Here is a 20,487-nt window from a genome sequence, read left to right on the forward strand (position 1 = left end):
TTATATGAGCGACCCGTCTGTAGGGGGGAGAGGAGATTATGCAGGAAGCAGAATTGATCAGGCTGGCGCAAACCGGGGATCATGATGCGCTTGTCGAGCTGCTTCGATCCATTGAGACCTCCGTTTACCGAAGCGCTTATTACATTCTGGGAAGTGAACAGGACGCGCTCGATGCGGCTCAGGAAGTGCTCATACGCATTTATCGAAAATTGGACACTTATCAGGAAAAGGCGAAGTTTTCGACCTGGGTACAACGCATCGTCAGCAACGTCTGTATGGATAAATTTCGCGCGAAGAAGGAAACGGTCTCAATCGACGAACACGAGCTGATCATACCTGATCGAAACAACGTAGAAGATGAAATCCTTCTCACCGGACTGTCAAACGACATCCAGGAAGCCATCGGAAAACTGCCTAGGCAGTACAGGATGGTAGTAGTTCTCCGCTATCTGGAAGACTTGTCTTACCAGGAAATCGCGGAAGCATTGGATTTGCCGCTTAACACGGTAAAATCGTATTTGTTTCGGGCTAGGCAACAGTTGCAGGAACTGTTGTACGACTACCAGAAAGGGGGGATCGGTTGATGACCAACGAAGAAATTTGGGAATGCATGCAGCGGGATCTGGATGGGGATTTGTCAGTGCAAGAGCAGCAAGTGCTGCGCAACCTCATCCAAAAAGATGCTGACCTGCAACTTATGTACAACCGTCTGAAAACTGTGTCGCAAAAGCTAGAGCAGTTGCCCCCTGTCGTACCCTCAATCAGCATTGTAGATTCGATTCTGCCGCGTCTGGAATCCGCCGCAGCGAAGCCTGCGGTTGTGCAATCTGCTGTGCTAGAGGAATCCTTGCCTACTCTCGAAGTTAAGCGCAAGTCGTCTTCCCTGGCGGAATCGAAAAAGTGGAAGCGAGTGAAAGTGTGGCTGGCTGGTATTGGCAGTACGGCAGTCGCTGCCTGCTTGCTGGTTGGCGTGCTGTTTTCGGGGAGTGAAGAAAAGCCGCTGCAGCCGGATGCGTTTCAAAATGGTGCGGACAGCACACCGCCTGTCGTGACGAAAGATCCGGTTGTTTACGGCCCGGAAGCTCCTACTCCAAGCACTAATCCATCTCCATTGAATAAAAAGGAAGAGGAGAAGAAGTCCGAAAAGGCGCCACCGAAGAAACAAACACACAAGCCACCAGCAAAGACCGAGTATAAGCCACCTGCCAAGCCGCCTGCTGCTAATGCGACTCCGCCAAATAAAGCGCCCGCAAATGTTCCAAAGCCTGTAGTAGTGACAGAGGATAAGCCACCGTCATTCCCGGTTGGACTGGAAGAGAAATCGGACGAAGATGACAACAAGTCTGCGCGTGAAAAAGATGACGGGGACAAGGACGAGGAGAAAGACAACAAGAAAGACAACAAGCAGGAAGAGCGGGAGAGCAATAAAGAGAACGACGATTGATAAAAAGGTCTCTCCTGCTTTGCACATGCAAACGTGGTTTTTCAAACGGGACTGGCACCACTAAGGGGATTCGTGCGTAAAGTACATTATCAAGCACCCCCTGCTTACCGTTTGGGGAGGAGGAATCCCGGGGCTTTTCCCTGAACGTTTACATAGAGGTGCCAACGGATGGAAAAACCGCTGCCGACCGAACAGGTAGCGGTTTTTTTCTGTTCAAAATCGCTGCTTGCGGCTGGTTCGCCATCTCCTGCACCGATGAACGCGGTTGCAGGCTCGCAAAAAGCAGGCGGCCGATTGATTGTGCCTGGAGCAACGAACAGCAAACCACGGTGAGCGTTTTGTGCTATAATTACGCAGGAAAGAGCAAGGAAAGGGAGGGAACAGGCATGCCACTCCTCTCGGCGATTCGGGAAATCAGGCAAAAGCAATTTTCGCCGGTCTATGTGTTGTATGGCCCGGAGGCATTTCTGGCCGAAGAATTTTTGACACTGGCGAAAAATCAGATGATTGATCCGCAGTTTCGCGATCTGAACATGAGCGTATACGATTGCACGGAGACAGGGCTGACAGACATTTTGCAAGACGCGGAGACGTTGCCGTTTTTGGGCGAGCATCGGCTGGTTATCGCCAGACAGGCTTATTTTTTGACGGGGAGCAAGCCGCAGACAAAAGTGGAAAGCGATCCGGATGCCTTGCTGGGGTATCTGCAAAATCCGCCTCCGTATACGACCTTGATTTTACATACGGAGTCAGAGAAGCTGGACGAACGGAAAAAGCTCGTCAAAACGCTGCAGCAAAAAGCAAAAGTCATTCCGTTTCCGTTGCTGAAAGATGCTGACTTGTACGGTTGGGTGGAACGGCAAGCGGATAAGTACCAGGCAAAAATCGGACGTCAGCAGGCGATGAAGCTGGTGGAACGCGTAGGGCAAGAATTGCGGCTTCTGGACAAGGAAGTGGAGAAGCTGGCCTTGTATGTAGGAGTCGGGGGAAGCATTACGGATGAGATAATCGAAATGCTTGGCGCACGGACGCTGGAGCAGGATGTGTTCGGGCTGATTGAGCAAGTAGCGTCAGGCAAGCTGGACAGGGCATTGCGCATGATGTACGACTGCATGAAGACAGGCGAGGAGCCGATCAAGCTGATTGCCTTGCTGGCCAGACAGTTCCGCATGCTTTTGCATGTCAAGCAGTTGGCACCGCGCGGTTACTCGCAACAGCAAATGGCCGGGATGATCAAGATGCATCCGTACGCGGTGAAAAAAGCGATGGAGCAGGCGCGGCATTTTTCCGAGGACTCGTTGAAAAAGTTGCTGCACATTTTGGCGGAAGAAGATTTCCGCATGAAGTCCGGACAAGTGGACAAGCGGCTTGCCTTGGAGCTGTTTGTTGCGCGGGCGCATGCAGAGCGGCAGCGGACGACCGGGTAGTGCCAACGGCCAATAGGCCAATCAGCCAATAAAAAAACCCCATGAACAAATTGTTCGCGGGGTTTTTTCGGCTGGTCTCTTACGCTACAGGAGCGCTCAGAACGTTGAGCTTTTTCATCAAACGAGACTTTTGACGGTTTGCTGCGTTTTTATGAATGAGACCTTTCGAAGCGGCCTTGTCCAGCTTTTTCACAGCCACCAGAAGAGTGGATTTCGCCAATGCTACATCAGAAGCGGCGACAGCTTTCTCAAAGCTCTTGATGGAAGTGCGCAGATCAGACTTTTGAGAAGCACGGTGTGCGCGGCGCTTTTCGATTGTTTTGGTGCGTTTAATCGCGGATTTAATGTTTGGCATGTGTGTCACCTCCTTAGACGACCATAGACATACAGTCATACAACAAAGTAATTCTAGCATGCGCCAACACCATTTGCAAGAAAGGATTCGGAATAAAAATAAAGGATTCAAGCAACCTAGTAGCAGGAAGAAAACGGTCATGGCCGTTTTTACTTCGTGAAGGGAGTCGATGGAACATGGCGCACAACATTGATTTGTCAGGCTACTCGATTCGAACCGATCTGGCGGTGGAGGCGCACGAGCTGGCCCAGCAGCAAAACGAAAGCAACATCGAAGGCATTTGGCTGCAAGCAGACGACAGTGAGCCGAATATCAAAGTGACGCGACTGCACGTGCAGACCGAAGCGGCAGGCAAGCAAATCGGCAAGCTGCCGGGGCGCTATTTGACGATGGAAGTACCAAAGCTGCGCGACAACGATACTTCCATAGAAGAGCAAGTGGCGAAGCGATTCGCGATGGAGTTTGCCGCTTTTCTGGAACAGATGGGGATCACGAAAGACAAGAAAGCGCTCGTCGTGGGGCTCGGCAACTGGAATGTGACCCCGGACGCGCTCGGCCCGATGGTGGTGGAAAATCTGCTCGTTACACGCCACTTGTACAAGCTGGCGCCGGAAACAGTGGGTGAAGGCTATCGCGAGGTCAGTGCCCTGTCGCCGGGTGTTTTGGGCATTACCGGGATCGAGACGAGCGAGATCGTGTTTGGGGTCGTAGAAAAAAGCAAGCCGGACTTCGTCATCTGTATCGATGCGCTGGCCTCTCGCGCTCTGCATCGCGTAAACACGACGATTCAAGTATCCGACACGGGCATACACCCCGGCTCAGGCGTGGGCAACAAGCGAAAATCGATTGATCAGGCTACTCTCGGGATTCCGGTCATTGCGGTCGGAGTGCCGACCGTTGTTTTTGCTTCTACCATCGTCAACGACGCGATTACGTATTTGCTCGGGCATTTTGGACAATCCATGGTCGAGAGCAAGCGAGCGTTCAACAAGCTGTCGCTGAGTACCGTTCCCGAACGCAAGGAACCGTATACCGAGGATGATCTGCCTGATATGGAATCACGCAAGACGTTCATGGGGCTGGTCGGATCGCTTCCGGAAGAAGAAAAGCGGCAACTGATCCACGAAGTGCTGCGGCCGCTGGGGCAAGATTTGGTCGTCACGCCCAAAGAAGTGGATGACTTCATTGAAGGAGTTGCCAATGTGATTGCCACAGGCTTGAATCGATCTCTGCATCAGGCTGTGAATGAAGATAATAGCGCCGCCTACACTCACTAGACGGCTGAAGGATGAAAATAACTAGATTGGGAGAGTTGAGCTAGAAAAGGGTTCTATCGTCTCTATGAGGCTCATAGGCTAAAGCATAGACAAGCGTGAAAGAAAGCATGCGTGCTTGTCCATGCTACAGCCAGAGGAGTGAGACTGATGGCGACCCTAGTCCAACGCCAATTCGCTGTTCTTTCATTCATAACCGCTTTTTTGTTCGTCATGACGGGTGTGTTTTCGCTGGGAGGAAATCGCCTCGCAATCACCTCCTCCGCCATCCAGCAGGCGGCTTCGCATATATCGAGCCTGGCGATACTCAACTGGATGGGGCAGGAGATTCCAGCGTTGTCTGCCACCGTGCAAGCTTCGGGCGATGCCAGATCCAACAGCGTGACGGGCTTTCTTTTTCAGCTCGCGACGAACATTCAACCCGGAGATTTGCGCAGTCTGCTTGGCAGAGAGCTGCCGGGGATGGTAACGACAGAAGACGCCCGCTTTGTCGTTCAGGGAAAAGGTGCGTCGTTGGCTGATTTTTACGTAGAGTACCCAACGCGAGTGGCGGATACTTCCCAGCTCGTTCCGGTTGTAGAGCCAGCGACACAAGAAGCGGCGAAGCAGGAAGAAGAGAAGCCCGCTCCGGCTCCGGTAGCAAAGCCGGTGTCGACAGGCGGCAAGAAAATCGTGTTCGTCTACAATTCGCACAACCGCGAGTCGTGGTTTAGTGAGACAAAGCCTGTAGGAACGGCTGTCGATCATCCTACGCGAAACATCTCTTTGGTCAGCCAGCGTCTGAGCGAAGAACTGAACGAGCGGGGGATCGGCTCGGAGGTTAGCAAGGACGACATTTACCAGCAACTGTTGAACAAGAAAATGGACTACGCCCTGTCATACGCCCAATCGTTGCAGGTGGTCAAGGCTGCCGTGGAAAAAAATCGCGAGCTGCACTACTTTTTCGACCTGCACCGCGACACGGCTCCGCGCGAAACTACTACCGTAACGATCAAAGGCAAAACATACGCAAGAGTCATGTTCGTCATCGGCAAGCGCAACAAAAGCTACGAGAAGAACGAAGCGTTTGCGACAGACCTGCACAATCTGATGGAGAAAATGTACCCTGAGCTGTCACGCGGAGTGATGGAAAAAGGCGGAAAAACCGATCACGGCGAGTATAATCAGTCCATCTCTTCGGGAAGCATGTTAATGGAAATAGGTGGAACGGGAAATACGTTGCAGGAAAGCCTGAATACGGCGGAGGCGCTGGCCGATGTTTTTGCCGCTTATTACTTGCAGGCTGAGAAGGTAAGCAAAACGGAATCGCAAGAGCCTGCGAAGAGGTGATGGGCATGAACGTGACGGTGAAGCTGACGGGGCTTTTGGTCGTCCTTTTGATCGGTGTGGTGCTTGGGCTGCAAACGGCGGAGCGGGGCATATCCAAAGTAAGCGGTGTGCCGGAAGAAAAGGCGCAAACCTTTTACATCAAAAAAGTGGATCAAGGCCAGATGGAAATCGCGGTGATGGGCAAGCAGGTCCAGACTGCCGGGCCGGAGAAAATGGTCAATTACGTGAGCCGGGTGGGACTGACACTGGGTGACAGCATCAAAAACGGTGCGCAAATGTTTGTCGATTGGGTAGGAAGTTTTTTCGAGCCATAGATTTTGTTTACGCGCAAAAAGAAGGGGTGTACAAAGCCCCAGTGACAAAAGGCCCGCCAAAACGGGCTTTTTTTGTGCGCATGGACAGGCTCGGACAAGATGTCCCAAACGGCATAACGCAGACTGTGTCTGAGATGTGGGCTTCAAAAACATTTTCTGGAAGGAAATGGAGAAGGTGAAGGAGAATATTCTATATAGTCAGTAAAAATATAATAGTTAGAATTTATTGTGTTGCCAAAAAATTGTATTAATGGCATAATGTCTACTGATAGATCTTTTTCTACTGAATATATCGGTAAGAGAGGTGAGCCACGTGTCAGATCCTGTCCTGCAAATTGAAAACCTGCAAACGCACTTTTTCACGGACCGCGGCCAAATCCCTGCCGTTGATGGCGTGACGATCACGGTTAACAAAGGAGAAGTAGTGGGCATAGTCGGCGAGTCAGGCTGTGGAAAAAGCGTCACTTCCCTGTCTGTCATGAAGCTGGTGCCCAATCCGCCGGGAAAAATCGTCGGGGGAACAATCAAGTTCAAAGGGGAAGACCTCGTAACAGCCAATGAAAAGCGGATGAGAGACATACGCGGAAATGAAATCGCGATGATTTTCCAGGAGCCGATGACATCTCTGAACCCCGTTTTCACGATCGGGAATCAGATCGGCGAGGCCATTCGATTACATACAAAGGCTAGCAAAAAACAGTCGCGGGATCGCGCCATCGACATGTTGAAAAAAGTGGGAATCCCGCGAGCCGAAGCGATTGTCGATGAATACCCGCACCAGCTCTCCGGCGGGATGAGACAGCGTGTCATGATTGCCATGGCTATGGCCTGTAATCCGGAGCTTTTGATTGCGGACGAGCCGACGACGGCTCTCGATGTGACGATTCAGGCGCAAATTCTCGACTTGATGCGGCAGCTCAACCGGGAAGCGCAGACGGCGATTTTGCTCATCACCCATGACTTGGGCGTGGTTGCCGAAATGTGCCACAGAGTTGTCGTCATGTACGCGGGCAATGTCATCGAAGAAGGGGATGTCCGCACCATTTTGAAAAAGCCCAAACATCCGTACACAAAAGGGCTGCTCAATTCCTTGCCGAAGCTGGAAGAGTCGCAGGAAAGGCTCTACTCGATTCCGGGGAATGTGCCGATCCCAGGCTCGCTCACGGTCGGATGCCGCTTTGCACCTCGTTGTGATCAGGCGACAGACCTTTGCCGCAGCGAAATGCCGCAGCTCAAAGCGGTAGGAGACAACCATTTTTCCCGCTGCTGGCTGAGTGAATAACCCGAAAGGAGCATGCCCGTTGACAGAAGAACTACTCGTCGTAAAAAACTTGAAAAAGTATTATCCCATCACAGGTGGCGTCCTGGGCGGGGAAGTAGGTGTGGTGAAGGCCGTCGATGATGTCTCGTTCGCCGTCAAGCGCGGGGAGACGCTCGGATTGGTCGGAGAGAGCGGCTGTGGCAAGTCCACGACGGGACGCTCGCTGCTTCGGCTGATTGAGCCTACCGCAGGCGAAATCACGTTTGACGGTGTCAACGTTACAGCACTTTCCACAGATGAGATGCGCAAAATGCGGCGCGATATGCAGATCGTGTTTCAAGATCCGTTCGCCTCTCTGAATCCTCGTCACAATATTGAGAAGATTCTGGAAGAGCCACTTGTCGTACATAAAATCGGGACGAGTTCCGAGCGCAAAAAAAGAGTGCAGGAAATGCTGGAAGTCGTGGGGCTGAGCAGCTACCACGCGAGGCGCTACCCGCACCAGTTCAGCGGCGGGCAACGTCAGCGGATCGGCATCGCCAGAGCGCTCATGCTCAACCCCAAGCTGATTGTAGCGGATGAGCCTGTGTCCGCGCTTGACGTGTCCATTCAGTCGCAGGTGCTCAATCTCATGCAAGATTTGCAAAAGGAAATGGGCCTCACCTACTTGTTTATCGCCCATGATTTGAGCGTGGTGCGTCACATCAGCGACCGGGTGGGTGTGATGTACCTCGGCCGAATTGTCGAATTGACGACGAGCGGACAACTTTACTCGAACCCGCTCCACCCTTATACAAAAGCACTATTGTCTGCGGTGCCGACTCCGGACCCGGATGATGTACGGGAACGGGTGATCTTGCAAGGTGACGTGCCAAGCCCGGCGAATCCGCCGAGCGGCTGTACGTTCCATACTCGCTGCCCCCACGTGACAGAAGAATGCCGCTCAACTCGTCCCGCTTTTCAGGACGTGGGTGATGGACATTTTGTGGCCTGTCATCTGTACAAACAGTAAAGCCGCACACGAGGATGACCGCCTGATGAAAAGGAAGCCTTTTTAAAGGGGGGATGCGAGGCAGGAGCGACACGGATGATGATGGATTAATGTAACATGCTTTCATTTTAGAAGAGGGGGATGTTTTCATGAAGAAGAGAGTTCTCTCCGCAGCCATGACCAGCCTGTTGGCTCTGGGCATGTTGCTTGCTGGATGCAGCGGTTCTCAAACGACACAAGCGCCGGCAGAACAGCCAAAGACAGAAACTCCGGCAGCGACTCCAGCACCTGAGCCAGCCAAATCGGGGCCTAAGCAATTGATCGTAGGCCGCGGCGGCGATACAGTCGGTCTCGACCCGATCGCTCAAACCGATGGCGAATCGTTCAAGGTGACGGAAAACGTGTTCGATACACTGGTAGGTTACGCCGAAGAAAGCACAGAAGTTGTTCCTTCTCTGGCGGAAAAGTGGGAAATTTCTCCGGACGGCTTGACGTACACCTTCCATTTGCGCAGTGGAGTCAAATTCCATGACGGCACCGATTTCAATGCAGAAGCCGTGAAATGGAACTTCGAGCGCTGGAGCGACAAGAGCCATCCGCAACATAACAAAGAAGGCTTCGAATACTACAACGACATGTTCGGCGGCTACAAAGGCGACGAAAACCATGTCATCAAGTCTGTAGAAGCGGTAGATGCGCAAACGGTGAAGTTCACCCTGAACCGCCCCCTCGCGCCATTCATTCAAAACCTGGGCATGTCCTGCTTCGCGATTGCCTCGCCAAAAGCGGTACAGGATATGGGACCTGAGAAATTCAACGAAAATCCGGTAGGAACCGGGCCGTTCAAGTTCGTAGAGTGGAAGCGCAATGACACCATTACGCTGGAGAAAAACCCTGACTACTGGAACGCTGGTTTCCCTAAACTCGACAAACTCGTGTTCAAGGTTATCCCTGAAAACACGGCTCGCTTGACAGCACTGACCTCTGGCGAAATCGACATGATGGACGGTGTGAACCCGGATGACGCGCAAACGGTAAAAGACAACAAGGATCTGCAACTGATCCTGCGTCCATCCATGAACATCGGCTTCGTCGGTTTCAACGTGGAGAAAAAGCCACTCGACAATCCAAAAGTTCGTGAAGCACTCGCATACGCGATCAACAAGCCAGCTATCATCGAAGCATTCTTTGCAGGACTTGGCCAACCGGCTGTGAACCCAATGCCACCATCGATCTGGGGCCACAACGGCAACATCAAGGATCGTGAATTTAGCATTGACAAAGCGAAGCAGCTTTTGACCGAAGCAGGCTTCCCGAACGGCTTCAAAATCAAGTTCTGGGCAATGCCAGTTGCTCGTCCGTACATGCCTGATGGCGTGAAAATTGCCGAGGCAATCCAGCAAGACCTGAAAAAAATCGGCGTAGAAGCTGAAATCGTGACGATGGAATGGGCGACTTACCTGGAAAAAACAAAAGCAGGCGAGCAAGAAATGTTCATGCTCGGTTGGACCGGCGACAACGGCGACCCGGACAACTTCCTGGCGACTTTGCTGGATAAAAACAACATCGGCGGAAACAACCGTACGCGCTGGGCAAATGAAGATGCGCACAAGCTCTTGATGGCTGCTCAGTCCGCTACGACCAAGGAAGAGCGCGAGAAGCTGTACCTGCAAGTGCAAGAACTGATCTTCAAGGACGTGCCGATGGTGCCACTGGCTCACTCTACGCCAGCATTGGCTGCCAAAGCGAACATCATCAACTACAAGCCGCATCCAAAAGGCTCCGAGAGTCTGGAAAAGGTTGACTTCCAGTAAAACCGGATGGAATGTGAAAGCCAAGCAGGGTAAGAGGAGAAAACCTCTTCTTACCCTTTCTTTTTGCACCTAGCCATTATCTTTTTGTAAGGAAAGCGAGGAGATGGCATTGCTATCCTACAGCATCCGAAGAATTTTTATGCTCATCCCCGTTCTACTGGGCATGTCCATCGTCGTATTTTCCATCATCCGTGCCATCCCAGGTGATCCGGCTCTGACCATATTGGGAGAGAAAGCAAGTCCGAAAGCGATTGAAGATTTACGGGAAGTTTTAGGCTTGAACAATCCGTGGTACATTCAATACTTTGACTATTTGAAGCAAATCATCACCGGAGATTTGGGAGTTTCCCTGCATTCCGGAGCAAGCATCACGCAAGAAATCGGGCCGTATTTGGCCGCTACTACCGAGCTGACGATCGTCAGCATGCTTTTCGCTGTGATTATCGGAGTGAACGCAGGAATTTTGTCTGCGTGGAAGCAAAACTCCTGGTTTGACTACTGTGCGATGTTGATCGCCTTGATCGGTGTCTCAATGCCAATCTTTTGGCTAGGTTTGATGGAGCAATGGTTCTTTGCGCAAGAACTGAAATGGCTGCCATCCGTTGGTCGCGACAATTCGCGTAATCCTGTAGAGGCCATTACGCAGTTCTATATACTGGACACGATTATGGCTGGACAGTGGGATCAGCTGTGGGAAGTGGTCAAGCATTTGATCCTGCCCGGAGTGGCTCTCGGAACGATTCCGATGGCGATTATCGCCCGGATTACCCGATCGAGCATGCTGGAAGTGATGCGTGCGGATTACGTCAGAACAGCCCGGGCAAAAGGCTTGGCGCAGTTCTGGGTCGTGTACAAGCATGCATTGAAAAATGCGATGATTCCAGTGTTGACGGTGATTGGTCTGCAAACAGGCTTGCTCCTGGGGGGAGCGGTGCTGACCGAAACGATTTTTGGCTGGCCCGGCGTCGGCCGCTACATTTTCACAGCCATCGGAAACCGGGATTATCCGGTGATCCAGTCCGGCATCTTGGTGATCGCTACGATTTTCGTACTGATCAATCTCTTGGTCGACCTTCTGTATGCTTACATTGACCCGCGCATTAAATACCGCTAGAGGAGGGACAAAGGAGATATGGCAGAAACTCACGTACAGACTGTGACCTGGAAAGTAAAGGATGAAGAAGTAGTCTCTCCTTGGCGGGAAGCGTGGAGAGCGCTGCGCAAGAACAAGCTGGCGATGGTCGGATTGGCGATTATCCTGTTTTTCGTGGCGGTCGCTGTGTTTGCTCCGATGATCGCGCCGTATCCTTATGATGAAGGCGAGCTGGTCATGAAAAACAAGCCGCCATCGGGGGAGCACTGGTTTGGAACGGATTACAACGGGCGGGACGTGTTCAGCCGCGTCGTGTACGGGGCGCGCATTTCCTTGTGGGTAGGCACCTTTTCCGTCATCGGCTCGGTCGTCGCCGGAACGATTCTCGGCTTGCTCGCCGGATTTTACGGCAAATGGATTGACACGCTGATCTCCCGCATTTTTGATATTATGCTGGCGTTCCCAAGCATTTTGTTGGCGATTGCGATTGTCGCGATTTTGGGGCCGTCTTTGCAAAACGCGCTGTTGGCGATTGCCATTATCAACATTCCGACTTTTGGACGTCTGGTTCGCTCGCGGGTTCTCAGCTTGAAGGAAGAAGAGTTCGTCATGGCGGCGCGCGCGATCGGAATGAAAGATTCCCGGATCATTATGCAGCACATTTTGCCGAACAGCCTGGCTCCGATCATCGTGACAGGGACGATGGGGATTGCTACTGCGATCATTGAAGCGGCGGCACTCGGCTTCCTTGGACTCGGTGCGCAGCCACCGGAGCCTGAGTGGGGGAAAATGCTTTCCGATTCCCGTCAATACATTCAAAAAGCGCCGTGGACGGTTATTTTTCCCGGACTGTCGATCATGTTGACCGTACTTGGCTTCAACCTGATTGGCGACGGCTTGCGGGATGCGCTTGATCCACGGATGAAAAATTAGTTGTAGTGCGAAGGGCAGTAGGGACACAAGCGTCCAGGCTGCCCCTTTTTTCGCGTCTGCTGGCTTATTTTCTTTGGGCATATGCTGGAGGATTCATGAGAGAATTTTCCGCTTCTCTCTTCTTTTTTAGGCAGGAAAATGGTATTCTCAGGGGTAGAATATTGTCGAAAGAGAAGGTGACGCAGTTGTTCCAGGAGCGTATTTCGAAGCTGCACGATTTTTTGGCAAACCATGAGTTAGACGCGGTATTGATCACTTCTCCCAAGCATGTTTACTATTTGACCGGGTTTTTTACTGATCCGCACGAGCGTTTTATGGGGCTGATCATTCCGGCCCAAGGCGAGCCTTCGCTGATTGTGCCTGCCCTTGATCGGGAAGCGGCGGTGGCAGCATCGTTTGTTCAGACGATTCTTACACATACGGATACGGACAATCCGTACGAGATTCTCAAGCAGGCGTTGCCAGCGGGCTTGTCCAAGCTGGGCATCGAGAAAAGCCACATGACGGTAGAACGCTTCGAAGCCATGGGACAAGTCGTCGGTGCGCAGAGCTACACCGATGTGGAAGAACCGCTTCGTGAAATGCGCCTGATCAAATCGGCAGATGAAGTTGCCCGTTTGAAAAATGCGGTTCAACTGATCGAAGATACGCTTGGCGAGACGTTGAAAAAATTCAAAGTCGGTCAGACCGAAATGGAGATTGTCGCGGAACTGGAATTTCAGATGAAGCGTCTGGGAGCAGATGGCCCATCCTTTTCCACGATGGTACTGGCAGGCGAAAAATCGGCATTGCCGCATGGAACGCCAGGGTCGCGCCAGGTGCAGGAAGGCGATTTGCTGCTGTTTGACATCGGCGTAGCAGCTGATGGTTACGTTTCGGATATTACCCGCACGTTTGCCGTCGGGGAAGTCAGCGAACAACTGCGCGAGATTTACGAGACAGTGCTTGCGGCGAATGAGGCGGCGATTGCAGAGGTTCGTCCAGGCGTGACTTTTGCCCATCTCGACAAGACCGCTCGCGACTTGATTGCCGCGCGAGGCTATGGCGAATACTTCATGCACCGACTGGGACACGGTTTGGGCATGGATGTGCACGAATATCCGTCCGTACATGGTCAAAATCAGGAAACGCTTCGCCCGGGCATGGTGTTCACCATCGAGCCAGGCGTTTACGTACCGGGAGTAGGCGGCGTGCGCATTGAAGACGATGTGCTCGTAACCGAATCAGGCGTGGAAGTATTGAGCAAGTTCCCGAAACAATTGACTGTGATTGGCTAACGATCACGAAACACACAATTTCATATGAATCTGATGGTGCTGGCTGGAATCGTTTGGTTCCGCCAGCTTAATAGGGAAGTCCGGTGAAAATCCGGCGCGGTCCCGCCACTGTAAACGAGGAGTGCCTAGTACGCAGCAACCACTGTTTTTCGCGAGACGAAAAATGGGAAGGGAACTAGGCATGTTGATTCGTGAGCCAGGAGACCTGCCATGAGATCATTTGCAATCGACCCACGAGGATGGGACAGATGTAGAAGCAATCTTTAGAAAAGGCGCTCCACAAACGCTGGATCTATAGATATGTCTGCGTATGTCGAGCACCTCCCGATTGGAAAACTGGGGGGTGCTTTTTTCTATGGGTATCATCGTGGCAGCAACACGTGGAGAGGGGGGATGCCATTTCCTGTATTGCCAAACGGAGCGGCTTTCCGTATAGTGTAGATGTAATTCGTAACAATTACGATTTGCATAACGATTGTTTTCATCGTACAGAGAACATGAAAAGAAGAGAGGGTAACAAAACAAATGAATAAAACACCTAAGAAAAAGAAAGCCTTGCAAGGATTTTGGTTCGCGTCTGTGACTGCAATCATGCTGCTCATGTCTGCGTGTGGTTCCGCAACACCGGCAGCTCCTGAACAAGCTGCTACCAAGCCAGGCTCGGAGCAAGCTGCCCAGCCTGCCGCTGGCGAAAACAAGCCAGTGACAATCGTCAACAACGGCATCGAAATGACTTATCCGGAAGCACCAAAACGCGCTGTCACCATGAACCAGCACGTGACGGAAATTATGCTCGCTCTCGGTCTGGCTGACAAAATGGCCGGGACTGCGTATTTGGACGATCAAATTTTGCCTGAGTTGAAAGCTGACTACGACAAAGTGCCTGTGCTGTCCGACAAGTACCCGACGAAAGAAGTGCTGATGGCTGCCAACCCTGACTTTGTGTATGCAGGCTGGAAAAGCGCCTTTGGCGATAAAGGTGTAGGCTCGATGGAGGAGTTGGAGAAAGCAGGGGTCAAATCGTACCTGCAAGAGTCTTCCAACAAGCCGGGCCCGACTATTGACGACGTATTCGCTGACATTGCAAACATCGGCCGCATTTTCCGCGTGGAAGACAAGGCGAACGAACTGATTGGCAAAATGAAAGCGGAAATGGAACAAACGACAAGCAAAATCGGTACCGTGGACAAGCCGCTCAGCGTGTTTGTGTACGATAGCGGAGAAGATCAGCCGTTCACAGCTGCAAACAACTACATGACTGCCCTGATCAAGGCGGCGGGCGGCAAAAACGTGTTTGACGACATTCAAAAAGGCTGGGCAACCGTGAGCTGGGAAGAAGTCGTGAACCGCAAGCCTGACGTTATCGTTGTCGTGGATTACGGCGACAAAACGATTGATCAGAAGAAAGAGTTTTTGCTCGCCAAAAAGGAACTGGCTGACTTGCCAGCGATTCAAAACAAACGTTTGATTGTATTGCCACTGTCCGCAGCTTCCGAAGGGGTACGCGCACCGATCGCGCTGAAAATCCTCGGCGAAGGACTGTACCCGGATAAATTCAAATAAAGAACGGCTGCTTAATTAAGGAGGGAACGGCCCTGCATAAGATCAAGATGCCCTTCATCATCGTTGCCCTGCTGATCGGGTTGCTCGTCTCGATTACGTTTGCGGTAACACTCGGCTCGGTGGAAATCAAACCAGCGACAGTATGGAAAATTGCCTTATCGAATCTTCCGCTGACCAACCAGTGGATCGAAGTGGATTGGTCAAAAGGAGAGCAGACAATTATCTGGGATATTCGGTTTCCCCGTGTCCTGTTGGGGGCAGTTGTCGGGGCTGGTCTATCTGTTGTGGGGGTTGCGATTCAGTCTCTCGTTCGCAACTCCCTGGCAGATCCGTACATATTAGGCGTTTCCTCGGGAGCATCGGCTGGAGCGACTTTGGTGATTTTGTTCGGAGCATTCAGCATGTACGGACAATTCGCCCTGTCGTTTGGCGCTTTCACAGGGGCGCTTGTCTCGATCCTGCTTATTTTTACTTTGTCGCGAATCGGCGGGCAAAACTCGACCGTGCGCTTGCTCATGGCGGGGATTGCCATTTCTGCGATTTTGTCGGCGATTACGAGTCTGATCATTTTCTCTGCGCCAAACGAACACGGCATCCGCTCGGTGTTGTTCTGGATGAGCGGCAGTCTCGCGGGCGGCAAGTGGGAGTATTTGACCATCCCGACATTGATCGTAGTCATTTGTCTGATCGTGCTGCTGGCGCAGTATCGTTCGTTGAATGCGATGCTGATGGGCGAGGAGTCTGCCGGGACGCTTGGGGTCAACACGGTGCAATTTCGCAAGCTGCTGTTGGTCATTACGGCCCTGCTCACGGGAGTCATCGTCTCGATCAGCGGAGCGATCGGATTTGTCGGTTTGATGATGCCGCATATCGTGCGGGTTATCGTCGGTTCCGATCACCGACGCGTCTTGCCTGTCAGCGCCTTGCTGGGAGCGATTTTTCTGATCTGGGCGGACGTGATTGCCCGGCTTGCTTTTGCCCCGGAGGAGCTTCCTATCGGGATCATCACGGCGTTGTGCGGAGGCCCGTTCTTTATTTGGCTGATGCTGCGCAGTTCTTATTCTTTCGGAGGTAGCGGACGATGAATCTGAATGTGGAGAACATTACAGTCGGGCTGGAAAACAAAACGATTTTGCACAACGTCAGTCTGACGGTCCGCTCCGGTGAGTTCGTCGGGCTGATCGGGCCGAATGGCAGCGGGAAGTCGACTTTGCTCAAAAGCATTTATCGCGTGCTGAAGCCGTACAGCGGATTGATTTCGCTCGACGATGACAACGTGTACCAGCTGTCTGCCCGGCAAAATGCACAGCGCATGGCGGTGGTTCGTCAGGAAAGCTCGGTCGAATTTGACTTTACGGTCATGGAGATCGTCATGATGGGCCGCTCACCGCATAAGCGGCTGTTTCAAACGGATACGACAGCCGACAGCCGCATTTGCGAGGAGTCGCTGGAACGAGTTGGGATGCAGGCTTACGCCGAGCGCAGCTTTTTTTCCTTGTCCGGCGGGGAAAAGCAGCGCGTCTTGATTGCCAGGGCGCTGGTGCAGCAAGCGGAGTTTCTCGTTCTCGACGAGCCGACCAACCATCTGGATGTCCGGTATCAGCTGCAAGTCATGGATTTGGTCAAAACACTCGGAATTACCGTGTTTTCATCGCTGCACGATCTCAACATCGCCGCGATGTACTGTGATCGGCTGTACGTCATCCGCGACGGTGAGCTGGTCGCTTCCGGCACCCCTGATGAGGTTTTGGAACCCGGCTTGATTCGGGATGTGTTCGGGGTAGAAACGGAAGTAATCACTCATCCGCGCACAGGGAAAAAACACGTCTATTTCTTTTCCGAAGCATTGCGCAACGAGCAATCTCGACAGGAGGTCAAAGCGTTATGAGTGTTTACAGCTGCCAAGTATGCAAATTTCGATATGATGAATGGTTAGGCGATACGAAAAATGGCGTCCCACCGGGGGTGCCTTTTTCACATTTGGCAGGTTCCGTCTGTACGACGTGCGGCATGCAGGGAGAAGGGCGGCATCTGCCTCTGCCTGAAGCCAAATACATCGGGCTGGAAGCCACTTACTACGATCAGTTCGCGGGCAAGGCGGGGATCGCCTTTTATCGCAACTGGCTCATGCAGGAAGCGCAGCTCGCTCCCGTGTCTGTGCTGGAGCTTGGGGTAGGCACGGGGCGGATCGCGATTGAGCTGGCGCGGTGTGGGCTGTCCGTCTGCGGCGTGGACAACAGTCCGGACATGCTGGAGATGGCGACGAAAAAGAAACGGCGCATGCTGAAAGACCAGGAGGATTTGCTCGTGCTCGTGGAGCAAGATGTACGCGAATTGCAGCTCGATTCCACCTTCACGCACATACTGCTTCCGGAAGGCATCTTTCAGCAGGCGACCTGTAGAGCGGAGCAGCGACAGTTCCTCGCGGTGATCGGACAGCATTTGACCGCGAACGGGACGGTTGCGATTGACTTGCTGCTTCCGCCGGTCAACAGCAAATGGTCCGTCATGCAGCGCAAATTCGTTTTCCCTGACCGGATGGTTTACCAAAAGGTGGAGGGAGAAACGCTTTTGGCCGAGCAAAAATTTCGTTACACGCTGACGTACGAGACGTTTTTGGAGCAGATGGAACAGCCGCGCTACAGGGTGGAGCGGGAGCTGGCGCTGTTGTTGCCGGGAGAGCTGCATCTGCTTTTGGAAGCGGCGGGATACGAGATCGTGCAAAGCATGGAAAATGTCGTCTGTCACCACAGCGAGCTGCCAGAACAAACCGAAGAATACGAGGCGGATCGCTGGCAGCACGGGGGCTATCCGTTTGCGGAGCCGCCGGGTGCACCGGGAGCCGCGACGCGCTGGACGATCATTGCCAAAAAAATTTCTGCCCTTTCGCTGTAACAAAATCCGGACGGTTGCATCTAACCAGTAAAGGATTTGTGGGAAGGAGGTCGCGCCCTTGGATAAATTGCAGCCGACTGTCGAAGCTGCCTTTGAACAAATCATGCAAGACTACGGGACGCGGATTCTTCGCCTTGTCACTTTTCTGGTCAAGGATCACAGTTTGGCAGAGGACATTACCCAAGACGTGTTTGTGAAGGCGTACCAGCATCTTCCGCGTTTTCGCGGGGAGAGCAGCGTTCATACATGGCTATACCGGATCGCCGTCAATGAATGCAAAGGCTATTTGCGGTCGTGGTCATTCCGCCATATCCTCCCTCGCTCCTGGATCAGAAAAGATGGCGAGCTGTCCACCGAAAGCCTCGTGCTGCATCAGGAGCAGCGGAATCAGCTCGTGGCTGAGGTGTTGCAGCTTGCGCCCTTGTATCGTCAGGTGATCGTCCTGCATTACTACGCAGATTTGTCGATCAAAGAGGTAGCGGACGTCCTTCGCATATCCGAAGGGACCGCGAGAACCCGTCTGCACAGGACGAGGCAACACTTGAAGCAGAGTCTTGGGGAAGGGAGCGAGTGGGAATGGACGACAACCGATGGATCGCAAATTTGAAGGACAGGGCCGATCAAACCGTTTTGCGCAACGTTCACTTTACGGAAGCGATGAAAAACGGCGTGCGCGAGCGGATCAGGCAAAAAGGCAGACTGCCGATTGTCTGGAAAAGGTTTGCGCTGCCCGTGGCGGGCTTGCTGCTGGTCGTTTGGCTATGGTCGTCCTTTTCGCTGAGTGGGCCGACTAGCCAAGGGGAGCGCGCAGGGAAGCCTGTGCCTGAACTATTGCCCGGCGGCCAATTGACCTCACCCGACTTGTGGAAGCCGATGCCGCAGCACTCAGCCACTTACCTGGAGCAAACTTTTTCGTACATTGGTGAAAAGCCTGTGCGGGCGATGACCGATCCCAATGAGCTGTACGAAGGGCAGACGCAACGCTTCATCTGGCTGTTGAACGGCAGCGGATTGTCACAGGTAGAGATCGTCGCCTACAGGACGGATGGGAAACGGGTAGAGCTTGGCAGCTATCAGGTGATGGGACCGCTGCACGACGCGACCGGACATGTTCCAACCGGGATTGCCTTGCCCGATCCGGGCGTGTGGAAGCTGCAAGTTTTGGCTCAGGGAAAACACGTGGGGCAAGTTTTTGTCGAGGTGAAAAAGGGGATATCGCCAGCCAATCGCGATCTGGTGGAACCGATTATCCGCAACTATTTGGAGACAGAAGGCAAGCAGCTGGGCATAATGGCGGCGGACAGGCAAGTTACGCTGGAAGTGCTCGGCGTGGATGCGCCGGATGCAGAGCGCCGGACAGTCTACGCCTGGGTGAACGTGTTGAGCAAAAATCCGCTGCACTCTTCTGGCGTCAGTGCCCCGATGGTTTTTCACATCGTTTACGACGGGCAAAAGTACCGTGTGCAAAGTATGCAGATGCCTGAGGACGGTAACCGATACATGAGCAGCTTGCAAAAGCTTTTTCCGCCAAAAGTGCTGGAACAGCTTGAGAACAACCGGTAAGCCAATGTCTTTTCTTGCAAAGAAGCGGACCATGCCCGAACAGGAGCAGGTCCGCTTTTTCGATGGCACGCGCGAAGACGGCTAGCCGTAAATTTGCGCCCCGATGGCGAAGTAGCTGCCGTTGCGCTGGGGCAAGCTTTTGGCATTTGCGACCATGACAGGTGGCCGCGACGCCTTTTGAAAACCGTTTTGCTCCAAAAAGGCCAGGAATGCTTCCGGTCCATCCGGTACGTCGATTCGCACCTGTCCGTCGTGGTTTTGGATCAGTGCACAGAGCAGCTGGATTGCCATGTCCGCGTCCCGGGCGACAATCGGCCCGGCGATCAAGTTGATCGGGCCTTGGACAGCAAAGCCGTAGCCGACAACGGTGCCATTAGCATCTTTGGCAACCAGACAGCGGGCCGCCTGGGCTTTGCGCATTTGCACAAAAAGCGAGCGACGGCTGCCAAGCGCTCCCTGGTCCAGTTCGACAACTTGCTCCAAATCTGCTGCTTCCATGGAAGCGATTTGATAAGGCACGGCTTTTGCGGCAGGGGGGACGACAGGTGTATCGCCACGGCGCAAAAATTTGTGGATGTGGGCAGCTGTCACAAAACCGAGTCGCTGGTAGAGCGGTTCTCCATCGGGCGTGGCGATCAGCATGATGGCCGTATCGCCGGAAACAGCCTTCATACAGGCTTCCATCAGGTCGCGACCATACCCGAACCCGCGGCATGAGGAGTGGACGATGACCATGCCGATCGTAGCCAGCCCTTCTTCATATTCGATAATGGCCGCAGAAGAAACGATCCTGTCACTGTCATCTTTGTGTCCGAATACCGTACCAATAGACAGAATCGTGCGAATTTCCGCTTCATCATAGTCCCAGCCTACTGAGTCAGAGAGGGCGATCAGATCGGGAATGTCAGCGGCAGACAAAGTATGCAGGCGATGGGTCGTGCTTTTCACGTGGGA

At 52.9% G+C, this 20,487-nt stretch carries 21 protein-coding genes and 1 riboswitch; of the genes, 19 read left to right on the forward strand and 2 right to left on the reverse strand.

Going from position 1 to position 20,487, the window contains the following annotated elements:
• Positions 1 to 38 precede the first annotated feature (38 nt).
• From NST23_RS09840 to holA, 4 genes are all read left to right on the forward strand, one after another.
• Positions 39 to 584 (forward strand): RNA polymerase sigma factor, encoded by a 546-nt coding sequence (locus NST23_RS09840; RefSeq protein WP_340963609.1) that lies wholly within the window; start codon positions 39 to 41, stop codon positions 582 to 584.
• Complete coding sequence (locus NST23_RS09845) at positions 584 to 1,444, forward strand: hypothetical protein (RefSeq protein WP_122964124.1); 861 nt, start codon at positions 584 to 586, stop codon at positions 1,442 to 1,444. The genes NST23_RS09840 and NST23_RS09845 overlap by 1 nt, the downstream gene beginning before the upstream one ends.
• Before the next feature lie 168 nt (positions 1,445 to 1,612).
• Positions 1,613 to 1,777 carry a hypothetical protein gene (locus NST23_RS09850; RefSeq protein WP_173597418.1) on the forward strand — a complete coding sequence of 55 codons (165 nt, stop codon included), beginning with the start codon at positions 1,613 to 1,615 and terminating at the stop codon, positions 1,775 to 1,777.
• 53 nt (positions 1,778 to 1,830) lie between these two features.
• On the forward strand, positions 1,831 to 2,871 hold the full coding sequence (holA, locus tag NST23_RS09855) for a DNA polymerase III subunit delta (RefSeq protein ID WP_217022443.1): 1,041 nt from the start codon (positions 1,831 to 1,833) through the stop codon (positions 2,869 to 2,871).
• 79 nt (positions 2,872 to 2,950) lie between these two features.
• Here holA and rpsT read toward each other — a convergent pair whose 3' ends face one another.
• A complete protein-coding gene (rpsT, locus tag NST23_RS09860; RefSeq protein ID WP_005833151.1) occupies positions 2,951 to 3,226 on the reverse strand; it encodes a 30S ribosomal protein S20 in 276 nt (91 codons plus the stop codon).
• A 176-nt stretch (positions 3,227 to 3,402) separates the two neighbouring features.
• On the opposite strand from rpsT, the gene gpr reads away from it, so the two are divergent.
• The 15 genes from gpr to NST23_RS09935 all read left to right on the forward strand — a co-directional run bounded on the left by gpr (position 3,403) and on the right by NST23_RS09935 (position 19,533).
• Positions 3,403 to 4,503, forward strand: coding sequence for a GPR endopeptidase (gpr, locus tag NST23_RS09865; protein WP_122964122.1), 1,101 nt, complete (start codon positions 3,403 to 3,405; stop codon positions 4,501 to 4,503).
• 147 nt (positions 4,504 to 4,650) lie between these two features.
• Positions 4,651 to 5,829, forward strand: coding sequence for a stage II sporulation protein P (locus NST23_RS09870; protein ID WP_122964121.1), 1,179 nt, complete (start codon positions 4,651 to 4,653; stop codon positions 5,827 to 5,829).
• A 5-nt stretch (positions 5,830 to 5,834) separates the two neighbouring features.
• Positions 5,835 to 6,143, forward strand: coding sequence for a DUF3679 domain-containing protein (locus tag NST23_RS09875; RefSeq protein WP_063231364.1), 309 nt, complete (start codon positions 5,835 to 5,837; stop codon positions 6,141 to 6,143).
• A gap of 313 nt (positions 6,144 to 6,456) precedes the next feature.
• Complete coding sequence (locus NST23_RS09880) at positions 6,457 to 7,425, forward strand: ABC transporter ATP-binding protein (RefSeq protein ID WP_122964120.1); 969 nt, start codon at positions 6,457 to 6,459, stop codon at positions 7,423 to 7,425.
• A 19-nt stretch (positions 7,426 to 7,444) separates the two neighbouring features.
• Entirely contained in the window at positions 7,445 to 8,416 is a 972-nt protein-coding gene (locus NST23_RS09885; RefSeq protein ID WP_122964119.1) for an ABC transporter ATP-binding protein, read from the forward strand.
• A 128-nt stretch (positions 8,417 to 8,544) separates the two neighbouring features.
• Positions 8,545 to 10,209: an ABC transporter substrate-binding protein gene (locus NST23_RS09890; RefSeq protein WP_122964118.1), complete on the forward strand. Its 1,665-nt coding sequence runs from the start codon at positions 8,545 to 8,547 to the stop codon at positions 10,207 to 10,209.
• 103 nt (positions 10,210 to 10,312) lie between these two features.
• A complete protein-coding gene (locus tag NST23_RS09895) occupies positions 10,313 to 11,323 on the forward strand; it encodes an ABC transporter permease (protein ID WP_122964117.1) in 1,011 nt (336 codons plus the stop codon).
• Between the two features lie 18 nt (positions 11,324 to 11,341).
• Entirely contained in the window at positions 11,342 to 12,235 is an 894-nt protein-coding gene (locus NST23_RS09900; RefSeq protein ID WP_122964116.1) for an ABC transporter permease, read from the forward strand.
• A gap of 185 nt (positions 12,236 to 12,420) precedes the next feature.
• On the forward strand, positions 12,421 to 13,512 hold the full coding sequence (locus tag NST23_RS09905) for a M24 family metallopeptidase (protein ID WP_340965177.1): 1,092 nt from the start codon (positions 12,421 to 12,423) through the stop codon (positions 13,510 to 13,512).
• Positions 13,513 to 13,529: 17 nt separating this feature from the next.
• Positions 13,530 to 13,739: riboswitch (cobalamin riboswitch) on the forward strand.
• A 298-nt stretch (positions 13,740 to 14,037) separates the two neighbouring features.
• A complete protein-coding gene (locus tag NST23_RS09910; RefSeq protein ID WP_122964114.1) occupies positions 14,038 to 15,075 on the forward strand; it encodes an ABC transporter substrate-binding protein in 1,038 nt (345 codons plus the stop codon).
• Between the two features lie 47 nt (positions 15,076 to 15,122).
• Positions 15,123 to 16,160, forward strand: coding sequence for a FecCD family ABC transporter permease (locus NST23_RS09915; protein ID WP_063231372.1), 1,038 nt, complete (start codon positions 15,123 to 15,125; stop codon positions 16,158 to 16,160).
• Positions 16,157 to 16,963, forward strand: a complete 807-nt coding sequence (locus NST23_RS09920) for a heme ABC transporter ATP-binding protein (RefSeq protein WP_122964113.1) — start codon at positions 16,157 to 16,159, stop codon at positions 16,961 to 16,963. The genes NST23_RS09915 and NST23_RS09920 overlap by 4 nt, the downstream gene beginning before the upstream one ends.
• Complete coding sequence (locus NST23_RS09925) at positions 16,960 to 17,970, forward strand: methyltransferase domain-containing protein (RefSeq protein ID WP_122964112.1); 1,011 nt, start codon at positions 16,960 to 16,962, stop codon at positions 17,968 to 17,970. Before NST23_RS09920 ends, NST23_RS09925 begins: the two co-directional genes overlap by 4 nt.
• A gap of 58 nt (positions 17,971 to 18,028) precedes the next feature.
• Positions 18,029 to 18,577 (forward strand): sigma-70 family RNA polymerase sigma factor, encoded by a 549-nt coding sequence (locus NST23_RS09930; RefSeq protein WP_340963611.1) that lies wholly within the window; start codon positions 18,029 to 18,031, stop codon positions 18,575 to 18,577.
• A complete protein-coding gene (locus NST23_RS09935; RefSeq protein WP_340963615.1) occupies positions 18,547 to 19,533 on the forward strand; it encodes a hypothetical protein in 987 nt (328 codons plus the stop codon). Before NST23_RS09930 ends, NST23_RS09935 begins: the two co-directional genes overlap by 31 nt.
• Positions 19,534 to 19,614: 81 nt before the next feature.
• Here NST23_RS09935 and NST23_RS09940 read toward each other — a convergent pair whose 3' ends face one another.
• Complete coding sequence (locus NST23_RS09940; RefSeq protein ID WP_340963618.1) at positions 19,615 to 20,481, reverse strand: GNAT family N-acetyltransferase; 867 nt, start codon at positions 20,479 to 20,481, stop codon at positions 19,615 to 19,617.
• Between the last annotated feature and the right edge of the window lie 6 nt (positions 20,482 to 20,487).

Origin of the sequence: Brevibacillus sp. FSL K6-0770 (assembly GCF_038000275.1) — a bacterium.
Lineage (GTDB): Bacteria > Bacillota > Bacilli > Brevibacillales > Brevibacillaceae > Brevibacillus > Brevibacillus parabrevis.

Bases quoted from the DNA above. Each gene is read 5' to 3' on its own strand.
- NST23_RS09840 (WP_340963609.1), top strand. From the start codon at position 39: ATGCAGGAAGCAGAATTGATCAGGCTGGCGCAAACCGGGGATCATGAT.
- NST23_RS09875 (WP_063231364.1), top strand. From the start codon at position 5,835: ATGAACGTGACGGTGAAGCTGACGGGGCTTTTGGTCGTCCTTTTGATC.
- NST23_RS09895 (WP_122964117.1), top strand. From the start codon at position 10,313: ATGGCATTGCTATCCTACAGCATCCGAAGAATTTTTATGCTCATCCCC.
- gpr (WP_122964122.1), top strand. From the start codon at position 3,403: ATGGCGCACAACATTGATTTGTCAGGCTACTCGATTCGAACCGATCTG.
- holA (WP_217022443.1), top strand. From the start codon at position 1,831: ATGCCACTCCTCTCGGCGATTCGGGAAATCAGGCAAAAGCAATTTTCG.
- NST23_RS09870 (WP_122964121.1), top strand. From the start codon at position 4,651: ATGGCGACCCTAGTCCAACGCCAATTCGCTGTTCTTTCATTCATAACC.
- NST23_RS09900 (WP_122964116.1), top strand. From the start codon at position 11,342: ATGGCAGAAACTCACGTACAGACTGTGACCTGGAAAGTAAAGGATGAA.
- NST23_RS09925 (WP_122964112.1), top strand. From the start codon at position 16,960: ATGAGTGTTTACAGCTGCCAAGTATGCAAATTTCGATATGATGAATGG.
- NST23_RS09890 (WP_122964118.1), top strand. From the start codon at position 8,545: ATGAAGAAGAGAGTTCTCTCCGCAGCCATGACCAGCCTGTTGGCTCTG.
- NST23_RS09920 (WP_122964113.1), top strand. From the start codon at position 16,157: ATGAATCTGAATGTGGAGAACATTACAGTCGGGCTGGAAAACAAAACG.
- NST23_RS09915 (WP_063231372.1), top strand. From the start codon at position 15,123: ATGCCCTTCATCATCGTTGCCCTGCTGATCGGGTTGCTCGTCTCGATT.
- rpsT (WP_005833151.1), bottom strand. From the start codon at position 3,226: ATGCCAAACATTAAATCCGCGATTAAACGCACCAAAACAATCGAAAAG.
- NST23_RS09850 (WP_173597418.1), top strand. From the start codon at position 1,613: ATGGAAAAACCGCTGCCGACCGAACAGGTAGCGGTTTTTTTCTGTTCA.
- NST23_RS09935 (WP_340963615.1), top strand. From the start codon at position 18,547: ATGGACGACAACCGATGGATCGCAAATTTGAAGGACAGGGCCGATCAA.
- NST23_RS09845 (WP_122964124.1), top strand. From the start codon at position 584: ATGACCAACGAAGAAATTTGGGAATGCATGCAGCGGGATCTGGATGGG.
- NST23_RS09910 (WP_122964114.1), top strand. From the start codon at position 14,038: ATGAATAAAACACCTAAGAAAAAGAAAGCCTTGCAAGGATTTTGGTTC.